Source organism: Thermoanaerobaculia bacterium, from assembly GCA_018057705.1.
Classification (GTDB): Bacteria; Acidobacteriota; Thermoanaerobaculia; order Multivoradales; family JAGPDF01; genus JAGPDF01.
The window spans coordinates 1-6,538 of sequence record JAGPDF010000100.1 but is presented as its reverse complement, the minus strand read 5'-3'; the positions used below and the strand labels follow the sequence as shown (position 1 = coordinate 6,538).

The 6,538-nt window shown below is 70.1% G+C and carries 9 protein-coding genes and 1 pseudogene (1 of these 10 cut by a window edge); 3 read left to right on the top strand and 7 right to left on the bottom strand.

Going from position 1 to position 6,538, the window contains the following annotated elements:
- The 3 genes and pseudogenes from KBI44_19600 to KBI44_19590 all read left to right on the top strand — a co-directional run.
- Nucleotides 1–879 (top strand): annotated as a pseudogene (locus KBI44_19600) (ATP-binding cassette domain-containing protein) (it extends 627 nt beyond the left edge of the window).
- 4 nt (nt 880–883) lie between these two features.
- Nucleotides 884–2,017 carry an ABC transporter permease gene (locus KBI44_19595; GenBank protein ID MBP9146687.1) on the top strand — a complete coding sequence of 378 codons (1,134 nt, stop codon included), beginning with the start codon at nt 884–886 and terminating at the stop codon, nt 2,015–2,017.
- Nucleotides 2,017–3,123: an ABC transporter permease gene (locus KBI44_19590; GenBank protein MBP9146686.1), complete on the top strand. Its 1,107-nt coding sequence runs from the start codon at nt 2,017–2,019 to the stop codon at nt 3,121–3,123. Before KBI44_19595 ends, KBI44_19590 begins: the two co-directional genes overlap by 1 nt.
- Nucleotides 3,124–3,168: 45 nt before the next feature.
- Here KBI44_19590 and KBI44_19585 read toward each other — a convergent pair whose 3' ends face one another.
- The 7 genes from KBI44_19585 to KBI44_19555 form a co-directional block, all read right to left on the bottom strand.
- On the bottom strand, nt 3,169–3,489 hold the full coding sequence (locus tag KBI44_19585; protein MBP9146685.1) for an antibiotic biosynthesis monooxygenase: 321 nt from the start codon (nt 3,487–3,489) through the stop codon (nt 3,169–3,171).
- Nucleotides 3,490–3,593: 104 nt separating this feature from the next.
- On the bottom strand, nt 3,594–4,073 hold the full coding sequence (locus KBI44_19580) for a GNAT family N-acetyltransferase (GenBank protein MBP9146684.1): 480 nt from the start codon (nt 4,071–4,073) through the stop codon (nt 3,594–3,596).
- Between the two features lie 31 nt (nt 4,074–4,104).
- A complete protein-coding gene (locus KBI44_19575) occupies nt 4,105–4,569 on the bottom strand; it encodes a carboxypeptidase regulatory-like domain-containing protein (protein MBP9146683.1) in 465 nt (154 codons plus the stop codon).
- Nucleotides 4,566–5,054, bottom strand: coding sequence for a hypothetical protein (locus KBI44_19570; GenBank protein ID MBP9146682.1), 489 nt, complete (start codon nt 5,052–5,054; stop codon nt 4,566–4,568). Before KBI44_19570 ends, KBI44_19575 begins: the two co-directional genes overlap by 4 nt.
- Nucleotides 5,051–5,605 (bottom strand): nuclear transport factor 2 family protein, encoded by a 555-nt coding sequence (locus tag KBI44_19565; GenBank protein ID MBP9146681.1) that lies wholly within the window; start codon nt 5,603–5,605, stop codon nt 5,051–5,053. Before KBI44_19565 ends, KBI44_19570 begins: the two co-directional genes overlap by 4 nt.
- Nucleotides 5,606–5,693: 88 nt before the next feature.
- Nucleotides 5,694–5,969, bottom strand: a complete 276-nt coding sequence (locus KBI44_19560; protein ID MBP9146680.1) for a DUF2277 domain-containing protein — start codon at nt 5,967–5,969, stop codon at nt 5,694–5,696.
- A 57-nt stretch (nt 5,970–6,026) separates the two neighbouring features.
- Nucleotides 6,027–6,538: hypothetical protein (locus KBI44_19555; protein MBP9146679.1), on the bottom strand; the 512-nt coding region annotated here is incomplete at its 5' end.

The window sequence follows — 6,538 nt, the reverse complement described above, 5'->3', positions numbered from 1 at the left end:
TCGTTCGCCGTCGCGCCGGGCGAGGTCTTCGGCTTTCTCGGACCCAACGGCGCCGGCAAGACGACGACGATCAAGATGCTCAACGGGCTTCTCGCTCCGAGCTCCGGCAGCGGCCGTGTCGCCGGCTTCGACATCGCGACCGAGCGCACCCGGATCAAGAGCTCGATCGGCTACATGTCGCAGCTCTTCTCGCTCTACGGGGACCTCACGGTGGACGAGAACATCGGCTTCTTCGCCGGCCTTTACGGCGTCGGCGGTGCCCGCCTCGCGGCGCGCCGGGCCTGGGTCGTCGAGATGGCCGGCCTGGCCGACCAGCGCGGCCGCCTCGCCGGCGAACTGGCGCTCGGCTGGAAACAGCGTCTGGCCCTGGGCTGCGCCGTCCTCCACGAGCCGCCGATCCTCTTCCTCGACGAGCCGACCTCGGGCGTCGACCCGATCTCGCGCCGGCGCTTCTGGGATCTCATCTACGAGCTCGCGGGCGGCGGCACGACGGTCTTCGTCACCACCCACTACATGGAAGAGGCCGAGTCCTGCCACCGCCTCGCGCTGATGAACCGCGGGAAGCTGATCGCCCTCGACACCCCGGCGGGGCTGCGCGCCGCCGCGAACGAACAGCTCCTCGAGCTCCAGACCACCGATCCCAGCGGCGCGATCGGCGCCCTGGCGGCGCTCGACGGCGCACCGGGTGTCCTGCGCGCCGGCCTCTTCGGGCGCGACCTCCACGTCACGGTCGCCGACCGGGACGCGGCGCTCGCCGAGCTTCCGGGCCTCCTCGCGGCGCGGGGCATCGCGGTCGCCAGCCTGCGGGAGATTCCGCCCTCGCTCGAGGATGTCTTCATCTCCCTGGTGCAATCGGCGGGCGGCGCGGTGGAGGACTAGAGCCATGCTTCGGGCACCCCGCCTCGACCTCTCCCGCCTCTGGGCGATGTCGCGCAAGGAGACGCTGCAGCTCGCCCGCGACCGGCGCAGCCTCCTGCTCGCCTTCGCTCTGCCGCTTCTCCTCCTGGTGATCTTCGGCTATGCCATCGTCTGGGACGTGCGCGACATCGCGCTCGCCGTGGTCGACCAGGACGCCTCCCCCGCGAGCCGCGAGCTGGTCGATGGCTTTCTCGCTTCGGGCTACTTCGAGCTCGTGGCGCGGCCCGAGCGCCCGGGCGATGCCGTGGAGCTCTTCGCCCGCGGCAGGGCGCGGCTGGTGCTCGTCGTGCCGCCGGGCTTCGGCGCCGACCTCGGAGCCGGCCGCACGGCGCGCCTCCAGGTGTTGCTCGACGGCTCCGACGCCAACACCGCGACGATCGCGCTCGGCTACGCCGAGGGGGTGGCCGCCGCCTTCGGCCAGCGCATCCTGCTGCAAGGCGAACGTTTGACGCTGCCGCTCGTCGCCCACTCCCGGGTCTGGTACAACGAGACCCTCGCCAGCCGCGACATGATCGTCCCGGGACTCGTGGCGGTGATCATGATGGTCATCGCGGCGATGCTCACCTCGCTCACCATCGCGCGCGAGTGGGAGCGCGGCACTATGGAGCAGCTCGCCTCGACACCGGTGACCCGGCTCGAGGTCGTGCTCGGCAAGCTCCTCCCGTATCTCGCAATCGGCCTCGTGGACGTCGCGGCGGTGTCGATCCTCGGCGTCGTGCTCTTCGGCGTGCCGATGCGCGGCAACGCCCTGCTGCTCTTCCCGCTCTCGTTCCTCTTCCTCTGCGGCGCCCTCGGGCTCGGGCTTTTCATCTCGGCGGTGTCACGCTCGCAGGTGCTCGCCACCCAGATCGCGCTGGTCGCCACCTTCCTCCCCGCCTTCCTCCTCTCGGGCTTCATGTTCGCCATCGAGAACATGCCGCCGGCGCTGCAGGCGATCTCCCACCTCGTGCCGGCGCGCTACTTCCTGGTGGTCACCCGCGGCATCTTCCTCAAGGGAGTCGGGATTTCGGTCCTGCGCTACCAGGCTCTGCTCATGCTCGCCTTCGCCGTTCTCGGCCTGGCGCTCGCCGTGCGCTCCTTCCGCAAGGAGCTCGACTGATGCGCGCGGCACTCGGTCGCATCGGCTGGATGGTGAGGAAGGAGCTGCGCCAGGTCTTCCGCGACCCGCGCATGGCCCGGCTGGTGCTCGTGGCGCCGATCGTCCAGTTGCTGGTTTTCGGCTACGCCGTCTCGACCGACGTGCGGCATACGCCGACGATCGTCCTCGACCGCGACCAGAGCCGCGACAGCCGCGAGCTCGTGACGGCGCTCGTCGGCGGCGGCTACTTCGACGTCGTCGAGTGGGCCGAACGCGACGCCGATCTCGCCTTCGCCCTCGACCATGGCCGCGCCGCGCTCGCGGTAGCCATCCCCGCCGGCTACGCGCACGATCTCGCCGAGGGCCGAGCGAGCGTGCAGCTGCTCTTCGACGGCACCAATTCGAATCAGGCGACGATCGCCAAGGGCCACGCCGAGCGCATCGTGCAGGATGTCGCCCTGGCGCGCTCGCTCGCCGGCCGCGCGCCGCCGCTCGACGTGCGTTCGCGGGCCTGGTACAACCCGGATCTCGCCAGTCGGAACTACAACGTGCCGGCGGTGATCGGCCTCCTGCTCAGCCTGGTGTGCCAGCTTCTCACCGCCCTCGCCGTGGTCCGCGAACGCGAGATCGGCACGCTCGAGCAACTCGCGGTCAGTCCCCTCCGGCCGAGCGAGCTCATCCTCGGCAAGACCATTCCGTTCGCGCTCATCGCGCTCATCGACCTCGTCCTCATCACCGGCATGGCGCTGCTGTGGTTCAAGGTGCCCTTCCGTGGCAGTCCGCTGCTGCTTCTCGGCGCGACGCTCCTCTTCGTCGCCTGCGCGCTCGGCAACGGCCTGCTGATCTCGACGATCTCGAAGACCCAGCAGGAGGCGTTCCTCTCCGCTTTCCTCGCCTACATGCCGATGGTGCTGCTGTCGGGCTTCATGTTTCCCATTTCGAGCATGCCGCAGATCTTCCAGTGGATCACCCTCGCCAACCCGATGCGCCACTTCCTGGTGATCGTGCGCGGCATCTTCCTCAAGGGCGTCACGCCGCTCGACGTCCTGCCCGAGCTGGGAGCCCTCGCCCTCTTCGCCGTCGTCGTCCTCGGCCTCGCCACCCGCCGCTTTCACCGCGCCGAGTAACGCTCCGCGCCGCCGCGCCGGCAGAGGCCAGCGGCTGCCAGAAGCCTAATCGGGCAGGCGCTCCGCGTGCTCTCTCCAGATCCGGATCTCCGGAGGTCCGGCGAGGAAGGCGGCCGCGCTGGCGATGAACGCCTGCAAATGCGGGGTCTCGCGGTGCGGACCGAGATAAGCCTCCCGGCTGGACCACCGCTCGACGAGCAGGAGCCGCTCGGGGTCGGCAGAGTCCTGGAGCAGCCGGATTCCGAGACAGTCGGGCTCCATCGTGACCACCGTGGCGACGAGAGCCTCGATCTCGGCTAGAGCACGCTCGACCTGGCCGGGGAGCGCACGGTAGGCGACAAGGACGGTGACGGGAGCCGATCGCATCGCAGAATCTCCTGGACTCAGGTGGTATCGCGGCGCCTTGCGCGCGACGGGTTCGAGACCGGAACCGACATCCTCGGCGGATCCGCCGATCGATCCTCTCGCCTTCACAGCGCTTCACCCTCTCCCGCTTCGCGGCGCCGACCGGCATCGGTCGGTTCGGCGTAGACGTCCGGATCGTGAAGCTGCATGAAGCTTTCCGGCGCCCGCAGTGGAGTGAAGCCGTACTGGACGTAGAGGGCATGGGCGTCGCGCGTGGCGAGCATCCAGCGGCGCAGACCCTGGAGCTCGGGGTGATCGATCACCGCGGTCATCAGGAGTCTGCCCAGACCGCGCCCGCGGTGGGACTCGAGGACGAAGACGTCGGCGAGGTAGGCGAAGGTGGCCCTGTCCGAGATCACGCGCGCGAAACCCACCTGCTGTTCGCCGTCGTAGAGCCCGAAGCAGAGCGAGTGGCGCACCGACTCGCGGACCACCGCGAGCGGGATGCCGCGCGCCCAGTAGCTCGTAGTGAGGAAGCCGTGCACGACCGCGAGGTCGAGTCGCTCCGGATCGGTGTCGACGACGATCGTGCCGGGCGGTGTCATGGTCGGTCGCCGCAGTCCGGAGCGGGACTCCTCAAGGGACTTCGCCCTTCTCCACCGCCGGACCGATCGGCTCCGTTGCCGCCTTGCGCAACCGCGCATGCAGGCTCGTGAGTGCATCCGAGGCGAGGTACAGAGGGATCGAATACGGCTCGAAACCGGGCGCGGCGATCCGCAGCTCGTAGCGTCCGTAGGGCAGGCGCTCGATGTCGTACTTTCCCGCCGCGGACGTCCTCGCCACGACGTGCACCGACCGCAGGCGCTCCGACTCCGGATCGCCGACGAGCTCGACCGTAGCTCCTGCGAGCACCCGCGTGTCGGAGTCGGCGAAGACGAAGCCGCTCATCCGGCTGCGACCCGACTGCGCGCCGAGCGGTATCGCCGCCAACACCATCCCCGCGACGAGGGCAGACCGGACCGAGCTCCGAGTCCGGGCGCGGAGCGCACTCGTCTCGACCCTCCCCGCTGCCGCGGCGGGCGCCATCCTCTGCGCGCTCAATCGCGCTCCCCCGGCAGCGCTGTTCCGGTCCGCAGGTAGTGGTTCAGTCGCGCCTCCCAGTCCTGCATGAACTGGCGGTAGTGCGCCTCCGTGAACGCGTCCACGAAGTCGTCGCCCGCGGGGCCGAGGCTGGTGTGCATGTAGGTGACGGTCGCCTCCGACCCGGCCGGCACGGCGCGCAGGTGGATGGCGAGCCGGCAGGCGGTCACCCCCGGCGTGATCTTGAGCATCTCGACGAAGCCGCTTTCCGGCTCGTGGCGGGTGACGTACCAGACGGCCGCTTGGGTTCCCCCTGCGGGTGCCGCGGTCGTGAACACGCAATCCACTTCGGCGACACCCGAGGCGCTCCACACGGCGAGCGGATCCCAACCCTCGATCCAGTCGGCCTCCCGCACCGGACACAGGAGCGGAAAGACCGCGGCAGGCGGAGCGACGAGCTGCTGCACATAGCTGCGACGGACGCGATGGGGCGGGGCGATCATCATCGGCGTTGCGCCCTGGGAGTCGCGCTGCCGCTGGCTCCGCTGGCTCCGGTGGCTCCGGTGACTCCTGCGGGCGGGGGGCCGAGCGGACTGGCGGCACAACCCTCCGTCTCCATGGTGTAGACCCCGCCGGCTAGTCGCCACCCCTCGGCTGTCCGGACGAGGTCGAACGCATCGATTCCGCAATGGCTGAACTTGCCGTCGCGATGGAAGTCGTACGGGGTCCAGACCGTCGCGATCCGGCCGTGGATCCGGACCTCGGCGCTCCAGATGCGCTCGAGCAGCGCCTCGGAGCTCTCGGCCCATCTTCGGAGGCCCTCCTCGATCGTGAAGGTGCCCACGATCGGCGCCCCCGCCTCGACCCGCACCGAGAAGAACCGCGCCTCGGGAAGAAACAGCTTCCTCCCCGCTTCGGCATCCTTGCGCGCCATGGCGTCGAAGAGACTCTGAACGGTCGCGAGAACCTGCGCCCGCGCGTCCTCTTCGGCCCGGGCGGACGACGCAGCGGCGACGCAGAGAACGACGGCGGCGAAGACACGGCGAAAGGGAGTCATGGGCGAAATCTACCGCAAGGGCGCCCGCGCCGGCGCTCCGGATCGGACCCTGCATCGCTCGCCGGATTCCGGCGCCGGTTCGCCGGCGTCAGGGGACGCGCCCGAAACGCTCCGCCGATCGCGCCCGCGCCTTGGCGGCCTCGACCTCGCGGTCGCGCGGCCCGGCGGGCGTCACCAGATCGGCCAGCAGCCTCTCTGCGGCCGCCTCGATCTCGTCCACGGCGCGATCGAACGCCGGCTGGTTGGCCTTCGAAGGGGACTGGAAGCCGCTCACCTTGCGCACGAACTGGAGCGCAGCCGCGCGCACCTCCCCGGCGCTCGCCGGCGGCTCGAAATTGAACAGGGTCTTGATGTTTCGGCACATCGTCTTCTCCTTGCCGGCGAGCGTACGACCGCTCCGCGGGTCCGGCAAGTGGAGGACTCAGGAGTAGGTCCGCGCGATCGTCGCGAGGGCTGCCATGGCGACGAGCACCGCGCCCCAGGCGAGCACCAGATGGACTCTCGTCGGCAACGCTGCGCCGCCGAACGCGGCGGCCGCTGCCAGAGAAGGCAGGAGATAACGGCCCTGTGCCTGCAGGTCGACGGTGACCTGGTACGCCAGCACGAGCCCGGCGTTGGCGAGCAGGGCGGAGGCGAGGACCAGGCGCTGCGAGCCAGCGAGACGGCGGACGCCGACGACGACAGCACCACTGAGCGCGGCGAACCAGAGGTAGAACGGCCAGGGCAGGGGCGTATTGAGCATGCCGAACTTGGCCCAGAAGCTCCGGAAGAGGCCACCGATCCATCGCGGCTCGCGCAGCAACTCGGAGAGGGTCGCAACGTGGCTCGCGGTCGGAACCGGCGGCAAGAGGCTGCCGAAGCGGGCGAAGTTGAAGGCCGCCCAGGCCGCGAGGCCCGCCGCGGTGACGGTGAGGAGAACGACGGGGGGCGCGA

Coding starts and splice junctions, on each gene's coding strand:
- KBI44_19565 (MBP9146681.1), bottom strand. CDS start 5,605: ATGACTCCCTTTCGCCGTGTCTTCGCCGCCGTCGTTCTCTGCGTCGCC.
- KBI44_19590 (MBP9146686.1), top strand. CDS start 2,017: ATGCGCGCGGCACTCGGTCGCATCGGCTGGATGGTGAGGAAGGAGCTG.
- KBI44_19570 (MBP9146682.1), bottom strand. CDS start 5,054: ATGATGATCGCCCCGCCCCATCGCGTCCGTCGCAGCTATGTGCAGCAG.
- KBI44_19595 (MBP9146687.1), top strand. CDS start 884: ATGCTTCGGGCACCCCGCCTCGACCTCTCCCGCCTCTGGGCGATGTCG.
- KBI44_19585 (MBP9146685.1), bottom strand. CDS start 3,489: ATGCGATCGGCTCCCGTCACCGTCCTTGTCGCCTACCGTGCGCTCCCC.
- KBI44_19560 (MBP9146680.1), bottom strand. CDS start 5,969: ATGTGCCGAAACATCAAGACCCTGTTCAATTTCGAGCCGCCGGCGAGC.
- KBI44_19580 (MBP9146684.1), bottom strand. CDS start 4,073: ATGACACCGCCCGGCACGATCGTCGTCGACACCGATCCGGAGCGACTC.